This window comes from Micrococcaceae bacterium Sec5.1 (assembly GCA_039636795.1).
Classification (GTDB): domain Bacteria; phylum Actinomycetota; class Actinomycetes; order Actinomycetales; family Micrococcaceae; genus Arthrobacter.
The window spans coordinates 3526166-3542569 of record CP143430.1; the positions used below are offsets into that span (position 1 = coordinate 3526166).

Below are 16404 nucleotides of genomic sequence, written 5' to 3' on the forward strand. Positions count from 1 at the left end.
TACCGTCAATGCCCAGCCTAGTGCAGTCCCGGCCCCTGCATTCGGAAGCCAGCGCGAGGGCGCTTCCCGCCAGGGTGCTTAGCGCACTGCCACGCGCAGCTTGTTGCGCCAAGGGTCTTCGAACTGCAGCTCCAGGCCCGTGTGGCGGTTCGCCACGGACGCAACTTTCAGCCGGTCAGCCAGTGCGGCGACGTCATCGGCAGTCGGAACTTCGATCAGGACCTCGCCCAGGCCCAGGGTATCCCTGCGGGGCCCGGCCCCGCGGCTGTTCCACACGTTCATCGCCATGTGGTGGTGGTAGCCGCCCGCAGAAACAAACAACGCCTGCCCGTGCCAGCCCGCCGTCCTCTCAAAACCCAGGGTGTCCACATAAAAATCCTGGGCAGTCTGCACGTCGCCTACCTGAAGGTGCACGTGCCCGACGCCGGCAGCGGCTTTCCGCTGGCCAGTCACGGCAGCCTCACTCAAGTGTTGCTGGAGGAAACGCTGGGGCGGCAAAGCAACATTGTCCATCACCACATTCTTGCCATCCCACTGCCAGACATCGCGCGGCTTGTCGTAATAGAGTTCAATGCCGTTGCCTTCCGGATCCGTGAAGTAGAACGCTTCGCTCACCAAATGGTCGGCACTGCCCACAAAAGCGCGCGGCTCATACTCTGCGGCCGTGGCAATGGTGGCCGCCAGGGAAGGCTGGTCCTGGAACAGGATGGCTGTATGGAAAAGCCCGGCTTCCCCACGGCCTGGAATCTGCAGGCCGGCTGCGGGAGCGAGATGGACTACTGGCTTGCCCACCCGCCCCAGGTACAGCCCGCCATCCTGCTCGGCCACGATCTCCAAACCCAGGGCACGCTGATAGTAGTCACTCATCACCCTCATATCGCCAACCTTGAGCATGACGGTGCCCATAGTGAGTTCGGCAGGAAGGAGGTCCTGATTGGATGTCGTGGTCATGTCAAGCTCCCGATTTAATAGATGGCCGCCCTTCGGCACGTTCTACTTATCTAAATTACTTGAAGCTTCAATTTATTCCCAGCGGACCACTTTGCCCCGCAGGACGACATGGTTCAGGCTCGCCACAGTTGCAAGGTTCTTCCTCGGGTCATCCCGGCAAAGCACGACGTCGGCACTTGCCCCTTCGCTGATGCCCTGGGCTCCCAGCCACTTCCGTGCGCCCCACGTGGCGGCGTCCAGGACGGCGGTGGGCGGCAGGCCGGCGTCGTAAAGTTCCTTCATTTCGTCAGCGATCCTGCCGTGCTTGATCACGCTCCCTGCATCCGTTCCCGCAAAGATGCCAACACCGGCTTCAAAGGCCTCCAGCACCCTTTCACGGCGTCGCTCCCAAAGACGGGTCATGTGCTCGGCATAGACCGGAAATTTAGGCGCGGCCTGGGCTGCGATATCCGGAAAAGTAGCGATGTTAATCAAGGTAGGAACGATCGGGACAGACTGCTCCACAAGACGGGGAATATGCCGGGGCAAGAGACCTGTGGCGTGTTCAATGCAGTCAATCCCTGCGTCGAGCATGTCATCAATAGTGTCTTCAGCGAAGCAGTGGGCCGTCACCCTGGCCCCTTCGTCATGTGCGGCCGCAATCGCATCCCGCACGACGTTCCGAGGGAAGGAAACCGAGAGGTCTTCCGTCCCGCGATCGATCCAATCGCCCACGAGTTTCACCCAACCGTCCCCGTCCCGGGCTTCCTTGCGGGCTGTCTCCACGAGTTCGTCCGGCTCCACTTCGTGGCCCAAACCACGCAGGTAACGCCGGCTCCGGGCGATGTGGCGTCCGGCGCGAAGAAGCCGTGGGAGATCCTCCCTGCGCTGAACCCAACGCGTATCGCTTGGCGAGCCGGCGTCACGGATCAACAACGTGCCGGCTTTCAGGTCGGCCTGCGCTTGGGCAAGAGTTGTCTGCTCATCAACCGCCCCGCCGACCCCAAGTCCAATGTGGCAATGGGCGTCCACAAAACCAGGAAGGACCCATCCATCCAGCACGGAATCCGGCGCAGCGACTGGACGTTCGAACGTGAGTTTGCCATCAACGGACCACAGCCCGTGCCGTTGATCGTCGCCTGCCACAAGCACTGGACCGGTGAATTCGATGATGTATGCCATGCCAAAAGACTAATCTGCCGACATGCCACAAACCTCCGGGATGGGTAAGCGCTACGACGATGACTGTGTCCCCGATGAGAGCTGTGGTAGCTTCGTCTACGACCACACGGGGGCCCCTGCAGGGGCTGAGATCGGACTGAAGCAGTCTGCGACCGTTGAACCTGTCCGGGTAATGCCGGCGAAGGAAGTGAGTAATCCTTTGAGCACCACCGAAACACAGCACAGCCGTGCCGAAAACCAGGCCAACATCAGCGAAAAGACGACGGAAACCGTCACACAGTCGCTGAAATCCCATTCGTTGGCTTGGCTGGAAGACCGCGCCCATGGCATCCGGGTCCCCGTCACGGAGATTGCCTTGGAGCCCTCCCCCAACGGTGAGGCCAATGAACCACTTCAGGTATACCGAACTGCCGGACCGGGCAGTGACCCCGTGGTGGGCCTTGAACCGTTCCGCACCGGATGGATCGAAGCCCGAGGAGATACCGAGGCATACTCCGGACGGGAGAGGAACTTGCTCGACGACGGCAAATCAGCCGTACGACGCGGCGCAGCATCCCAGGAATGGAAGGGGACGCAACCGGTGCCCCGCCGCGCCGTCGAAGGTAAGACCGTCACCCAGATGCACTATGCCAAGCAAGGCATCATCACGCCGGAAATGCAGTTTGTGGCGCTGCGGGAGAACTGCGACGTTGAGCTGGTCCGCAGCGAAGTGTCTGCCGGGCGCGCCATCATCCCCAACAACATCAACCACCCCGAGTCCGAGCCCATGATCATTGGCAAGGCGTTCCTGGTCAAAATCAATGCCAACATCGGAAACTCAGCGGTCACCAGTTCCATCGCCGAGGAAGTTGACAAGCTGCAATGGGCAACCCAGTGGGGTGCCGATACCGTCATGGACCTGTCCACGGGAGACGACATCCACACAACCAGGGAGTGGATCATCCGCAACTCCCCCGTTCCGATCGGCACTGTTCCCATTTACCAGGCACTGGAGAAGGTCAACGGCGAAGCCAACAAACTCACGTGGGAAATTTTCCGCGATACGGTCATCGAGCAATGCGAGCAGGGCGTTGACTACATGACAATCCACGCCGGAGTGCTCCTGCGGTACGTGCCCTTGACGGCAAACCGTGTGACAGGCATCGTCTCCCGTGGCGGCTCGATCATGGCTGGATGGTGCTTGGCGCACCACGAGGAGAACTTCCTCTACACGCATTTTGATGAGCTCTGTGAAATCTTCGCCAAGTACGACGTCGCATTCTCCCTGGGCGACGGATTGCGCCCAGGCGCAACAGCCGATGCCAACGACGCCGCGCAGTTCGCCGAGCTCGATACGCTTGCAGAGCTGACCCAGCGGGCTTGGGAATTTGATGTTCAGGTGATGGTTGAAGGACCGGGGCATATTCCCTTCCACCTGGTCCGCGAGAACGTGGAGCGCCAGCAGGAACTCTGTAAAGGCGCCCCGTTCTACACCTTGGGACCGCTGGTCACGGACGTTGCTCCTGGCTATGACCACATCACCTCGGCAATCGGCGCAACGGAAATTGCGCGCTATGGCACGGCCATGCTCTGCTATGTGACGCCCAAAGAACACCTGGGATTGCCAAACAAGGACGATGTGAAGACTGGTGTGATCACGTACAAGATCGCAGCACACGCGGCGGACCTCGCCAAGGGACATCCGGGCGCAAACGAACGCGACGACGCTTTGTCCAAGGCAAGGTTCGAGTTCCGTTGGCGGGACCAGTTCGCGTTGTCACTGGACCCTGTCACCGCCGAAGCCTTCCACGACGAAACACTTCCTGCCGAACCTGCCAAGACGGCGCACTTCTGCTCGATGTGCGGACCCAAATTCTGCTCGATGCGCATCAGCCAAGACATCAGGGACGAGTTCGGTTCCGCCGACGCGCAGGCCGCCATTGCAGGGATATACGACGGCATGCGGGAAAAGAGCGAAGAATTCCTGGCGTCGGGCGGCAAGGTGTACCTGCCGGAGCTGCAGCTTCCCACTACCCGGATGTCCTCCACCAAGAGGGCAGCGTCAGGAAACCTTAACTGACCTCGTCCGGACAATATCGGCTACAAAAGAGCGAATAATCCGGTCTCCATCTACCGAGTCCTGGGGCCGGTGCCCTCCCGCTGCTACGCGTCGGAGGGCACCGGTGTCCTCCAGGTACCCGGCGATTTCTTCGTACAGTGGCTCCCACCCGCCTGTCAGGACAAGGGTAGGAACGCCAGGAACAATGTGCAGGGGCGCCTCCCAAGGAGGCGCCTGAAGCCGGAGGCGACGTGCGGAACGGCGCGCTTCGAGTGTGTCCAGCCCGCTGGCTTCGGCCGAAAATGCACGCCTGAAGTATTCGCGTTCGTAGTCGGCGTCCTTAACCTTGCTCCGCACATCAAACAGCGGCTCCATGAGCGAACGATGGAATGTCGTGGCAGGCAGCTCGGCCGTCAAGGATAAACAAGCCGGTTCAACAAGTGTCAGCGAGTGCACCAGGTCCGGGCGTTCAACTGCTGCGAGCATGGCAGAAATTGCACCTTGCTCATGCGCCACCACATGGCCTCCACCAGAATCCACCAGCGAAGCCACTACGATGCCTACATCCGCAGCGACATCGGATTCCAACGGTTCAGCCACGGGATCAAAGCCGTGCCGGCGGAGGAAAAGTGCGTCATACGACAGGGCCATACCGTGCTGCTTGGGCCATGCCGAGGCGCCAAAGCTCCCCAGTCCGTGGACGAAGACTACGCGCTGCTTGTGCATGGATTCACCCTAGTCCAGAGCTCTGACATCCCAGCCAAAAAGCAGTTGGCGCCGTTATGGACATTCACAACGGCGCCAGCTGTCACAGTATTGATTCGGAGGTTCCGCTTACTTACCCAGGAACTTCTCGAAGCCCTTGGGGAGGTTCAGCGTGGACGGATCGAAGTCCGCAGCGCCCTGACCAAACGCCGCACCCGTCGGAGCTGCCGAGGCCGCGTTGGCACGCTTGGCCTCAGCCTCGCGGAGTTCCTGGGCTGCCTTTGCGGGGTTGCCGGAGCGCGCCTTCTTCTTGGGAGCGTTCTTGCCACCCTTGCGGCCGCCGCCTGGGCCGCCTATTCCAGGCATGCCCGGCATGCCGGGCATGCCTGGCATGCCGGGCATGCCGCCCTGGGCCATCTTTTTCATCATTTTCTGGGCTTGGGCGAAGCGCTCCAGGAGGCCGTTGACCTCCGAAACGTGCACACCTGAACCCTTTGCAATGCGGGCCCTGCGGGAGCCGTTGATGATTTTGGGAGCAACGCGTTCATGCGGAGTCATGGACCTGACGATCGCCTCAACGCGATCGATTTCACGTTCGTCGAAGTTCTCCAGCTGCTGGCGGATGTTTTGGGCACCCGGCATCATCATGAGCATCTTCTTCATGGAACCCATGTTGCGGATCTGCTGCATCTGGGCCAGGAAGTCGTCCAGGGTGAAGTCTTCCTGGTCGGCGAACTTCTTCGCCATCCGGGCAGCTTCGTCCTTGTCCCAGGCCTTCTCAGCCTGTTCGATCAAGGTCAGGACGTCACCCATGTCCAGGATGCGCGACGCCATACGGTCCGGGTGGAAGAGTTCGAAGTCGTCCAGGCCTTCACCAGTGGACGCGAACATGACTGGCTTACCCGTGACCGACGCAACCGAAAGTGCGGCGCCACCGCGGGCATCGCCGTCGAGCTTGGACAGCACAATGCCGGTGAAGTTAACGCCTTCATCAAAGGCCATGGCCGTGTTGACGGCGTCCTGGCCGATCATGGAGTCGATGACGAAGAGGACTTCGTTCGGGATGATCGCCTGACGGATCCGGCGTGCCTGATCCATCATCTCGGCATCCACGCCGAGGCGACCGGCGGTGTCAACGATCACGACGTCGTGAAGCTTCTGGCGCGCTTCTTCCACACCTGCGCTGGCGACCGCCACAGGGTCACCAGCAGGGTGATCCAGCTCCGAGGTTGCTCCCGGGTGCGGCGCGAAGACGGGAACGCCTGCGCGCTTGCCGACAACCTGAAGCTGCGTTACGGCGTTGGGCCGCTGGAGGTCGCAGGCAACCAGCATGGGGCTGTGGCCTTGCGCCTTCAGCCACTTTGACAGCTTGCCGGCGAGGGTGGTCTTGCCTGCACCCTGGAGGCCGGCCAGCATGATGATGGTGGGGCCGGTCTTGGCCAAGCGGATGCGCCGGGTTTCACCGCCGAGGATCTCCACGAGTTCCTCGTTGACGATCTTGACGATCTGCTGGCTCGGGTTCAACGCACCGGAAACCTCGGCACCAAGAGCCCGCTCACGGATGCGGGACGTGAATTCGCGGACCACCGAAACGGCAACGTCCGCGTCCAAGAGGGCACGACGGATCTCCCGGACGGTGGCATCGACATCAGCCTCGGAGAGGCGGCCCTTGCCACGGAGGTTCTTGAAGGTTGCTGTCAACCGGTCAGAGAGTGAATTGAACACGCGCCGTGCACTTCTTTCGATGGTCTGCGATTGGCGGCCAGTGCGGCACGCCAGAGTCTTGACTTGTTCTTGTCCCAACAAATTTGTCTCAACCCCAACAAATCTGCGTCAACCAAGGGACTCGACTATCTAGGGTACCAAGTCGCACCTGCAAGATGGCATGCTGGCACAATGACCAGCAAAACAACTGTAAAAACGTTGCTTATCCTTGGCGCCTCCGGTGACCTGACCGGCAGGCTGCTCCTCCCCGGACTGGCAGGGCTGCTCGCTACCGGTCGGGCACCCGGGTTGCGGCTGGTGGGAGCCGGGTCCGACCCCTGGACGCTGAAGCAATGGCAGGAACGGGTCGAGAGAGCATTTGCGGCCGCATCAGAGGCCGCCGATGCAAGCGGGCGCAACGCTTTGGCAGCTGTGGCCGGATCCACCGAGTACCACCAAGTGGACGTGACTGCCGATGGGCCCCTGGCGGACCTCCTGACACACTTGGAAGGGCCGATAGCTATCTATTTCGCCCTGCCGCCCCACATCAGCCAGAAAGCCTGTGAAGTCCTGCGCCGCGAGCAATTGCCCGCAGGTACTCGCCTGGTGATGGAAAAGCCCTTCGGTTCCGGAAGCGAATCTGCACGCGAACTCAACCACACCCTGGCCACGCTGGTGCCCGAGGACCACATCCACAGGGTGGACCACTTCCTGGGCAAGGCCACTGTCCTGAACATTCTTGGCTTGCGGTTCGCCAACCGGTTCCTTGAGCCTGTGTGGAACCGCGACCACATCGAAAAGGTGGAAATCGTCTTCGACGAGGACCTCGCGCTTGAAGGACGGGCACGCTACTACGACGGCGCCGGTGCGTTACGTGACATGATCCAAAGCCATTTGCTGCACATCATGGCCTTCATCGCTATCGATGCACCAGCCAGCATCCATGAACGTGACCTCCGTGACGCCGTGGCTACGGTCCTGAGGGCCAGCAGCATCAAGGCCCCTTACCACGATTCAACGCGCCGGGCCCGTTATACGGCAGGAACCCTCGGGGCACGGACGGTGCCCGATTACACCGCCGAGGAAGGCGTCGATCCTTCCCGCAATACTGAGACCCTGGCCGAAGTCCGCGTAGACATTGACAACTGGCGGTGGAAAGGCGTTCCCTTCCTCCTCCGCTCCGGTAAAGCGATAGGGAGCCGAAGGAAGGAAGCCGTGATCACCTTCCGCCCGGTACCGCACCTGCCCACCGGATTCTCCGGCGTGGACTCCCCCAATCAGCTGCGGATTGGATTCGGGCCGGACGTCCTCCAACTCGACGTCGATGTGAACGGTCCAGGGGACATCTTCACACTGGACCGGTCCAGCCTCGTCGCAGAGCTCAACGCGGCAGACATGCTTCCCTACGGTGAAGTACTTGAAGGCGTGCTCACGGGCGATCCCTTGCTCTCCGTCCGGGGTGACACAGCCGAGGATTGCTGGCGGATCGTTGAGCCCGTCCTCCGGGCCTGGGAACGGGATATGGCCCCCTTGGAGGAGTACGACGCCGGTAGCGCCGGGCCGGCGGACTGGCCCACCGCCGTCGAAAATTAAGACGGTCCGCGACGAAGCAGCAGCTACGCACAAAGCGGGCCGGGTACCTTGGCTGGTACCCGGCCCGCTTTCGCGTCAGGAGTGTGATGTCAGGATTGTGACCTCAGGACTTAGATGGCGGCAGAGCCGCGCTCCCCGGTCCTGACTCGAACTGCTTCGTAGACGTCCACGGTCCAGGCTTTGCCGTCTCCGGCCCGGCCGGTATTCGAGCTTGCGATCAGGACATCCAGGATGTCATCTGCTTGCTCGTCCGTGGCAAGAACCTCAATGCGAATCTTTGGCAGCAGGTCCACGTTGTATTCGGCCCCGCGGTACACCTCGGTGTAGCCGCGCTGCCGGCCATAGCCGCTTGCCGCGCTGACCGTCAAGCCCTGGACCCCGTACGCTTCCAGGCCTTCCCGGACTGCTTCAAGCTTTTCCGGACGGACAATCGCTGTGATGAGCTTCATGCCTGGACACTCTCCTTGCCTGATACTGCTGCTTCGGAATCGGCCGGTGCCTTGCCGGTGATGAGGTCATGAAGGGGCTGGAAGCTGCCGCCGTGTCCGCCGATGCCGAATTCGTAGGCCGTTTCAGCGTGGAGGCTGAGGTCCGCCCCGGCAATCTCCTGGCGTTCGCTGATACGGAAGCCCATGAGCTTGTGGATGGGGAAGGCGATGATGAACGTCATGACCCCGGTGAAGATGATCGAGCCAAGCGCCGCGAGGCACTGTGCAACCAGCTGGGTGGTTCCACCGCCGTAGAACAGACCGGCGGGGCCCTGGGTCGGGGTAGCGAGGAAACCGATGGCTACTGTGCCGATGACGCCGGACACCAAGTGCACGCCCACCACATCCAAGGAGTCGTCATATCCGAGCTTGAACTTCAACCCGACAGCGAGGGCAGAGGCGACGCCGGCTACGACGCCGAGGGCAATGGCGCCGAGCGGGGAAACGTTGGCGCAGGCAGGGGTGATGGCAACGAGTCCGGCAACGACACCCGAAGCTGCTCCGAGGGAGGTGGGGTGGCCGTCACGGATGCGCTCTACGATCAACCAGCCGAGCATGGCTGCTGCCGGTGCGGCGAGGGTGTTGATCCAGATGAGGCCAGCCTGCTCCACGGTAGCAGCTGCACCGGCATTGAAGCCGAACCAGCCGAACCAGAGGATTGCCGCACCGAGCATGACCAGGGGTACGTTGTGCGGACGGTGGTTGGGGTCCCTGCCGAAGCCCTTGCGGTTGCCGATGATCAGAACGAGGATCAGGCCCGCAACACCGGCGTTGATGTGCACTACCGTTCCACCGGCGAAGTCGATGACCGGTGCAAACGTCTGGCCGAACCAGCCGTCCTTGGAGAAGAGCCCGCCGCCCCACACCATGAAAGCCATGGGTGCGTATACCAGCGTGGCCCAGATCAAAGTGAAAAGGGTCCACGCCGAGAACTTTGCACGGTCCGCAATCGCGCCGGAGATCAAAGCCACGGTGATGATCGCGAAGGTTGCGGCGTAGCCAACGTGAAGGAGGTCCGCGGGATCCGTGAAGTTGTGCAGTCCGAAGTGGCTGAACGGGTTCGCGAAGATCTGGAAGAAATTGTCCGTGTTGCTGGTGGACATTGACGCGCCCCACAGCACCCAGACAATTGTCACCGTGCCGATGGCGATGAAGCTCATCATCATCATGTTCAAGGCGGCCTTGGCGCGGGTCATGCCACCATAAAAGAATGCCAGGCCCGGGGTCATGAACAGCACTAATGCTGAAGCGACCAGGAGCCAAACGAGACCGGCGGTGAAGTCCATGTCTGCGTCCTCTCTGCTTAAGATGCGGGCTAAGCCGCCTGTGCCAACGCATTTGCGTTCTACATAAGAGTTTTGCGGCGCAGTGTTTCGCCTGCGCAGGTTTTACATTGCAGGCTCGTTACAACAACCTCCCCAACGTAAATGGTGCATATCACCGTTGTTACGGATATGTTTCATGCGTCACACTTCACCGCAAATACACAGAATTGAAGGACCCGCACCACATGACTGAGTCGCCCAGATCCGTTGAAGATCCAAGGATCCGGCGGGAGAAGGAACCGCTGCCCCGCGACATCAAGGTGATGTTGGCTGCAGCGTTCTTAATTGCGCTGGGCTTCGGGCTGGTAGCACCGGTACTCCCTCAATTCGCCACCACCTTCGACGTCGGAGCCACCGCTGCCGCCGTCATTGTCAGCATTTTCGCTTTCATGCGGTTGGTTTTCGCCCCGGCAGGGGGCTCGCTCATCGGACGCTTCGGCGAACGGAACGTGTATGTGTCCGGCCTGCTGATCGTTGCCGCTTCCACTGCCGCCTGTGCTTTCGCCCAGAACTATTGGCAGCTGCTGATTTTCCGGGGGCTCGGCGGAGCGGGTTCCGTCATGTTTACAGTCGCCGCCATGGGGCTGCTCATCCGTTTGGCACCGCCGGAACGAAGGGGCCGTGTTTCGGGCGCATACGCGTCGGCCTTTCTGATTGGGAGTGTCCTGGGCCCGGTTGTTGGTGGCCTGCTGGCTGGCTTCGGCCTTCGGGTACCGTTCCTTGCCTACGCGGCGGCCTTGCTCGTTGCAGCACTGGTGGTCCGCACAATGCTCAGCGGCGAGGGTACGCCCGGCCAGGATGCCACCCACGCTCGGCCCATGACGTTAAAGGAGGCGCTGGCGGATTCAGCGTACCGGGCGGCTGTGTTTTCCAGTTTTGGTAATGGTTGGGTGACTTTTGGTGTGCGGATGGCCACGATTCCGCTCTTTGCCGTCGCGGCACTTCAGTCGCGACCGGAGACCGCGGCATGGGCTTTGGCCGTCTTTGCTGTAGGCAATGCCCTCGCTTTGACGTTCTCCGGGCGCCTCGCCGATGCCTGGGGAAGGAAGCCCCTGCTCATTCCCGGCCTTGTCATCACTGGCCTCGCCACTGGAATCATCGGTTTGACGACAGATCTTCCGGCATTCTTCGCTGCTTCCGCCGTGGCCGGCTTCGGTTCCGGCTTGCTGGGCCCGGCGCAGCAGGCTGCTGTCGCTGACGTCATTGGCCGGGGGCGCTCCGGTGGCAAGGTGCTGGCAGTCTTCCAGATGGCCGCAGATACCGGAGCCATCATCGGGCCCGTCGTGGCTGGAATCCTCGCCGATCGCTTCGGCTACGGACTTGCATTTGCTGTCACCGGCGGAGTGCTGCTGCTTACGGCCCTGGCATGGCTCCTTGCGCGCGAACCTCTTAAAAGCAAAAACTGACTGACAGTAGTGGTTGCTTTGATCACTCAAAACAACCACTACTGTCAGTCAGTTGGGCGCCGGCGCTAGTTAAGCAGGGCGTCCACAAAGCCCTCAGCATCGAACGGTGCGAGGTCGTCTGGACCTTCGCCGAGGCCGATGAGCTTGACGGGCACACCGAGGGACTTCTGGATAGCGACCACAATGCCGCCCTTGGCCGTGCCGTCCAATTTGGTCAGCACAATGCCTGTGATGTTGACCACTTCAGCAAAGACGCGTGCTTGGTTCAGACCGTTCTGACCCGTGGTGGCGTCCAGGACCAGCAGGACCTCGTCCACCTCGGCCAGTTTCTCGATGACTCGCTTGACCTTGCCGAGTTCGTCCATCAAGCCGGTCTTGTTCTGCAGGCGTCCGGCGGTATCCACCATGACGACGTCGACCTCCTGGTCGATGCCCGCTTTGACAGCTTCGTAGGCAACGGAGGCAGGATCGGCGCCATCGATGTCTGACTTAACGGTGGGTACGCCGACACGCTGGCCCCATGTGGCCAACTGCTCAGCAGCTGCGGCGCGGAAAGTGTCCGCAGCACCGAGCAGCACGTCCTTGTCCTCGGCCACCAGCACGCGCGCCAGCTTGCCAACCGTTGTGGTCTTGCCCACACCGTTGACACCAACAACAAGCACGACGGCGGGTCGGTCACCCTTGCGCTCGACGTTGAGGGAACGGTCCATGGTGGGATCCACGAGCTTGATGAGTTCTTCACGGAGCATGGCCTTGACATCCTCGGGACTGCGGGTGCCCAGCACCTTCACGCGTTCCCGGAGGGCATCAACCAACTGCATGGTGGGCTCGGTGCCGAGATCGGCAAGGAGCAGTGTCTCCTCAACCTCGTCCCACACGTTCTCATCAATTTTGTCCCCGGACAGCAGAGCCAGCAGACCCTTGCCCAGAATGTTGTTCGATTTCACCAAACGGGCGCGGAGGCGAGTGAGGCGGCCTTCCACAGGCGCCGGCGTCTCTACTGCGATGGTCTCCAAGCCGGCGGCGTCATCCGGAACATCGGCACCTTCGACTCGTCCGTCGAAGGTTGGGGCAGGAGGTGCTGTAACGGCGTCCGGCCGGTCCTCCACAAGGGTTCCGCTGCCTGCGGCCGATGACTGAACGGGGTCATTGGCGTCCCGCGTTCCAGGGTAGTTGGCGCCGGACTTCCGGGCCTTCATCAGTACCGGCACCAGCCCGCCGACCACGACGAGCGCAGCGAGAATGGACAGAATTATGGGTAGGAAATCGTTCACTCCCCTACCTTCTCATAAAGCTATGCCCCGGCACCGAGCCGTTGGCTGATGACGGTGGACACCCCGTCGCCACGCATCGTGACGCCGTAGAGGGCATCCGCGACTTCCATGGTGCGCTTCTGGTGCGTGATGACGATCAACTGACTGGACTCCCGAAGCTCTTCGAAAATCGTGATGAGCCGGCTCAAGTTGGTGTCGTCCAAGGCCGCTTCCACTTCGTCCATGACGTAAAAAGGCGACGGCCTGGCTTTGAAGATCGCCACCAGCAGTGCCACAGCTGTGAGTGACCGTTCGCCGCCGGAGAGCAAGGACAACCTCTTGATCTTCTTACCTGCCGGCCTGGCTTCCACCTCGATCCCAGTGGTCAGCATGTCGTCCGGATCCGTCAGGACCAGTCTGCCCTCGCCTCCGGGGAAGAGCCGTGCAAAGACGCGGTCAAACTGCGCTGAGGTATCGGCAAAGGCTTCGGTGAAGACCTGTTGGACGCGGTTATCGACTTCTTTGATGATGTCCAGCAAGTCCTTCCGGCTGGACTTGAGGTCCTCCAGTTGGGAACTGAGGAACTGGTGACGCTCCTCAAGGGCGGCAAACTCTTCCAGCGCCAGAGGGTTGACCTTGCCCAGTGCCGCCAATTCACGCTCGGCCTTTTTTAGTCTTTTCTCCTGCTCCGCCCGGTCGAAGGGAATTCCTTCCACGAGCGGTACACCCGCTTCGTCTACCGGTGCGCGGAGTTCCGCCCATTTGTCCGTGGTTGCGGCTGCCGGCTGTGGGACAGGTTGATCGGGGCCGTAATCTGCAATGAGCTGTTCGGCCGATAATCCGAGTTCCTCGATGGAGCGGGCCTCCAACGCTTCGATGCGAAGACGCTGTTGGGTCCTGGCCATCTCATCCTTGTGCACAGAGTCGGTAAGTTCGGCGAGTTCCTTTGCCAGCGACTCGTTGCCGGAGCGTACGCCGGACAGTTCCCTCTCCAGTTGCTCGCGTGCTTGCTCGGCAACGTCGCGTTCACGGGCCGCGAGATCCACTGATATATCGATGAAACGAAGCGCTTGCTCAACGGCCGACACCACTGCACCAGCACGTTGGGCTTGGGCGCGCCGCCTCTGCGCCCGGCGCGCGGCTTCTTCACGGGCCCGCCGCTCCGTAGCTGCTGCGCGTTCCAGGGAGGCCGCCCGGCCAGCGATGGCCCCCAATTGCTCTTCTGCAGTGCGCAGGGCAAGACGGGCTTCCATTTCGTTGGAACGGGCCAACCTCGCCTGCGCCGCGAGTTCATCCCGCTGGTCGGTGGAGGGTTCCTCGTCGGGAGCTTCCTGGGCGGCGGCGAGCCGCTCGGCCGCGACTTCAAGGTCCAACCTGGCTTCTGCAATGTTCGCTTCCGCGCGCGCCAGCGAAGACTCCAGGCGTTCGCTTTCACCCACTGCACTGCGAAGAAGTGAGTTCAAGTGCCCCAGGCGCTCTGCCACGGCGGCAAGGCGGGCATCGGATTCATGCAGCCTTTCCAAGGCAGCATCGGCCCGGTCTTGCGCCTCGGCCCGGCGGGCTTCAGCGCCAGCCAAGGCAAACCGTCCCCGTTCCAACCGGGCAGTTACCTCCTGGAGCCCGGCAACAGCCTCGTCCACTGCTGCCTGGATCTCCAGCAGGGAGGGCGCGGTGGCCGAACCGCCCTGGGCGGTCAGCGACGTGAAAACATCCCCTGCACGGGTGACCACCTTGAGTTCGGGGTGCCCACCAATCAAGGCTGCAGCACCTGCCGGATCATCGACGACGGCGATCCCGGCCAGCAGGGCCAAGGCACCTTGGGCAGCCGGTTCCGTGACCTTGAGGACGTCCACCGCCCATCTGCAGCCAGCCGGGAGCTGTAAGGAGGACGCTTCAGTAGCCCCAGGCCAAACGTCAGCCAACAGCAGCGCGGCCCTGCCGGCGTCGTCCGCTTTTAACAGTTGGATCGCGGCCACCGCGTCAGCGGAGTCCCCGACCACGAGCGCGTCCGAAGCAGAGCCCAACGCCGCTGCTATCGCGGCCTCATAACCTGGCTCAATGGCCAGCATCCCGGCAAGCGGCCCCAGGATCCCTTGGACATCTCCGGAGAGCAGGCGCTCCGAGCCGTCCTTGCGGTTGAGACCCAAAAGGAGAGCGTCCCGGCGGGCGGTCAGGGCATCCCGTTGGCGAAGTGCTTCCCGTTCTGCGGATTTCAGCTCTTCGATGTCCGCCAGCACGGCGTCCAGGGCCTCAGTGGCATTCTCGTACTCGGCGTCAAGGCTCTCTTCGCCGTCTTCAACCCCTGCAACCTGGGATTCGAGTGCTGCGAATTCGCTCTGGGCGTGCCGGCGTCGCTCGTTGCCCGCGGCCAATGATTCGCGGAGTCGGCCACGCTCCGCCTCCGCCGCTTCTGCCCTGGAGCGTGCGGCCGCGACCTGGCCCGCGAGCCTGGCGAGCCCTTCGCGGCGGTCAGCTGCTGCCCTTAACATGGCCGTCAGCCGTTTGTCCTCGGCGGCTGCGAGTGCCTCCGCAGAATCCTTCGCCACTGTTGCCTCCAGGAGGGCGGCCTGCTTGGCAAGGATGTCGTGTTCCAAGACGGCCTGTTCCCCGCGGACCTTCGCCGCCTGGCGCTCCAGCTGTTCGGGGTCCCGACCGGCGTCCGGCAAGGCTTCTGATGAGCCCAGCAGCCGACGACGCTCGGCTGCCAGGGAACCCAGCGAGCGGAGCCGCTCACGGCCTGCTGACAGCTGGTACCAGTTGTCCCTTGCTGCATTGAGCCGGGGGGTTGCTTCGGCTGCTTGCTGCTCCAATGCGGCCTGGCGTCGTCGGCCATGGCCCAGTTCTGCCTCGACCACCTGCCGGCGTTCCTTGAGGGCGGCTTCGTCTGCGACATCCTGTTCCAGGCTCGATGTCAGTGCAACGAGGTCGTCGGCGAGGAGCCGGGCGCGGGCATCCCTGACATCGAATTGGACTGTTTGTGCACGCCGGGCGATTTCTGCCTGCTTGCCCAAGGGCGTGAGTTGGCGGCGGATCTCTGCGGTGAGATCGCCAAGTCGGGCGAGGTTGGCCTGCATGGCTTCGAGCTTGCGGACGGTTTTTTCCTTGCGGCGCCGGTGCTTGAGGATACCTGCGGCTTCCTCAATGAAACCGCGACGGTCTTCAGGCGTCGCGTGCAGTACCCGGTCCAGCTGGCCTTGGCCCACTATCACGTGCATCTCGCGTCCCAGTCCGGAATCGGACAAAAGCTCCTGGATGTCCAGGAGCCGGCAAGGCGCACCGTTGATGGCGTATTCGGAGCCTCCCGTCCGGAACAGTGTCCGGGAAATCGTGACTTCGCTGTACTCAATGGGAAGCGCGTTGTCCGCGTTGTCGATGGTCAGGGAAACGTGGGCGCGTCCCAACGGAGGCCTGCCCGATGTGCCGGCAAAGATGACATCTTCCATTTTTCCACCGCGCAGCGTCTTGGCGCCTTGCTCCCCCATTACCCATGCCAAGGCATCCACGACGTTGGACTTGCCCGAGCCGTTCGGACCGACGACCGCGGTGACGCCGGGCTCGAAGTCGAACGTCGTGGCCGACGCAAACGACTTGAATCCGCGGACAGTCAGACTTTTCAAATGCAAGGTGGTTGGTTCTCCTGGATGGCCCGTTGTCAGCCCCTGCGGGCGGCTGTGTCTCCCTAAATCTACTGCCGTTTGGCCGAAATCCATGGATCTGTAACGGGAAAGCCTTGCGGCAGGGATGCTGCGCCCCTACACTCCTGCCAAGGGTTACTTGGCG

The 16404-nt window shown here is 62.0% G+C and carries 11 protein-coding genes and 1 riboswitch; of the genes, 3 read left to right on the top strand and 8 right to left on the bottom strand.

Annotated features, from left to right (window positions below):
- Positions 1 to 78: 78 nt before the first annotated feature.
- Together VUN82_16085 and VUN82_16090 are read right to left on the bottom strand one after the other, a co-directional pair.
- Positions 79 to 951 (bottom strand): VOC family protein, encoded by an 873-nt coding sequence (locus tag VUN82_16085; protein ID XAS70614.1) that lies wholly within the window; start codon positions 949 to 951, stop codon positions 79 to 81.
- Between the two features lie 72 nt (positions 952 to 1023).
- On the bottom strand, positions 1024 to 2112 hold the full coding sequence (locus tag VUN82_16090; protein XAS70615.1) for an amidohydrolase family protein: 1089 nt from the start codon (positions 2110 to 2112) through the stop codon (positions 1024 to 1026).
- Between the two features lie 96 nt (positions 2113 to 2208).
- Positions 2209 to 2316: riboswitch (TPP riboswitch) on the top strand.
- A 43-nt stretch (positions 2317 to 2359) separates the two neighbouring features.
- Here VUN82_16090 and thiC point away from each other — a divergent pair.
- Positions 2360 to 4171 (top strand): phosphomethylpyrimidine synthase ThiC, encoded by a 1812-nt coding sequence (gene thiC / locus VUN82_16095; protein ID XAS74712.1) that lies wholly within the window; start codon positions 2360 to 2362, stop codon positions 4169 to 4171.
- Here thiC and VUN82_16100 read toward each other — a convergent pair.
- Together VUN82_16100 and ffh are read right to left on the bottom strand one after the other, a co-directional pair.
- A complete protein-coding gene (locus VUN82_16100; GenBank protein XAS70616.1) occupies positions 4154 to 4876 on the bottom strand; it encodes an alpha/beta hydrolase in 723 nt (240 codons plus the stop codon). The two genes, thiC and VUN82_16100, sit on opposite strands and share 18 nt — an antisense overlap.
- Before the next feature lie 108 nt (positions 4877 to 4984).
- Positions 4985 to 6580: a signal recognition particle protein gene (gene ffh, locus VUN82_16105; protein ID XAS70617.1), complete on the bottom strand. Its 1596-nt coding sequence runs from the start codon at positions 6578 to 6580 to the stop codon at positions 4985 to 4987.
- 171 nt (positions 6581 to 6751) lie between these two features.
- Here ffh and VUN82_16110 point away from each other — a divergent pair, with 171 nt between their 5' ends.
- Positions 6752 to 8152 (top strand): glucose-6-phosphate dehydrogenase, encoded by a 1401-nt coding sequence (locus tag VUN82_16110; GenBank protein XAS70618.1) that lies wholly within the window; start codon positions 6752 to 6754, stop codon positions 8150 to 8152.
- Between the two features lie 110 nt (positions 8153 to 8262).
- On the opposite strand, the gene VUN82_16115 is transcribed toward VUN82_16110, so the two are convergent.
- Positions 8263 to 8601, bottom strand: a complete 339-nt coding sequence (locus VUN82_16115; protein XAS70619.1) for a P-II family nitrogen regulator — start codon at positions 8599 to 8601, stop codon at positions 8263 to 8265.
- Positions 8598 to 9926, bottom strand: a complete 1329-nt coding sequence (locus tag VUN82_16120; protein XAS70620.1) for an ammonium transporter — start codon at positions 9924 to 9926, stop codon at positions 8598 to 8600. Before VUN82_16120 ends, VUN82_16115 begins: the two co-directional genes overlap by 4 nt.
- Positions 9927 to 10150: 224 nt before the next feature.
- Between VUN82_16120 and VUN82_16125 the strand changes: the two genes are divergently transcribed.
- The gene (locus tag VUN82_16125; protein XAS70621.1) at positions 10151 to 11371 is read left to right on the top strand and encodes an MFS transporter; all 1221 of its coding nucleotides are present in this window, start codon (positions 10151 to 10153) and stop codon (positions 11369 to 11371) included.
- 65 nt (positions 11372 to 11436) lie between these two features.
- Here the strand turns inward: VUN82_16125 and ftsY are convergent, their stop codons facing one another.
- Together ftsY and smc are read right to left on the bottom strand one after the other, a co-directional pair.
- Positions 11437 to 12645, bottom strand: coding sequence for a signal recognition particle-docking protein FtsY (gene ftsY, locus VUN82_16130; protein XAS70622.1), 1209 nt, complete (start codon positions 12643 to 12645; stop codon positions 11437 to 11439).
- Between the two features lie 20 nt (positions 12646 to 12665).
- Positions 12666 to 16247, bottom strand: a complete 3582-nt coding sequence (gene smc / locus VUN82_16135; GenBank protein ID XAS70623.1) for a chromosome segregation protein SMC — start codon at positions 16245 to 16247, stop codon at positions 12666 to 12668.
- Between the last annotated feature and the right edge of the window lie 157 nt (positions 16248 to 16404).

Bases quoted from the DNA above. Each gene is read 5' to 3' on its own strand.
- VUN82_16115 (XAS70619.1), bottom strand. From the start codon at position 8,601: ATGAAGCTCATCACAGCGATTGTCCGTCCGGAAAAGCTTGAAGCAGTC.
- VUN82_16085 (XAS70614.1), bottom strand. From the start codon at position 951: ATGACCACGACATCCAATCAGGACCTCCTTCCTGCCGAACTCACTATG.
- VUN82_16090 (XAS70615.1), bottom strand. From the start codon at position 2,112: ATGGCATACATCATCGAATTCACCGGTCCAGTGCTTGTGGCAGGCGAC.
- VUN82_16110 (XAS70618.1), top strand. From the start codon at position 6,752: ATGACCAGCAAAACAACTGTAAAAACGTTGCTTATCCTTGGCGCCTCC.
- VUN82_16100 (XAS70616.1), bottom strand. From the start codon at position 4,876: ATGCACAAGCAGCGCGTAGTCTTCGTCCACGGACTGGGGAGCTTTGGC.
- VUN82_16120 (XAS70620.1), bottom strand. From the start codon at position 9,926: ATGGACTTCACCGCCGGTCTCGTTTGGCTCCTGGTCGCTTCAGCATTA.
- VUN82_16125 (XAS70621.1), top strand. From the start codon at position 10,151: ATGACTGAGTCGCCCAGATCCGTTGAAGATCCAAGGATCCGGCGGGAG.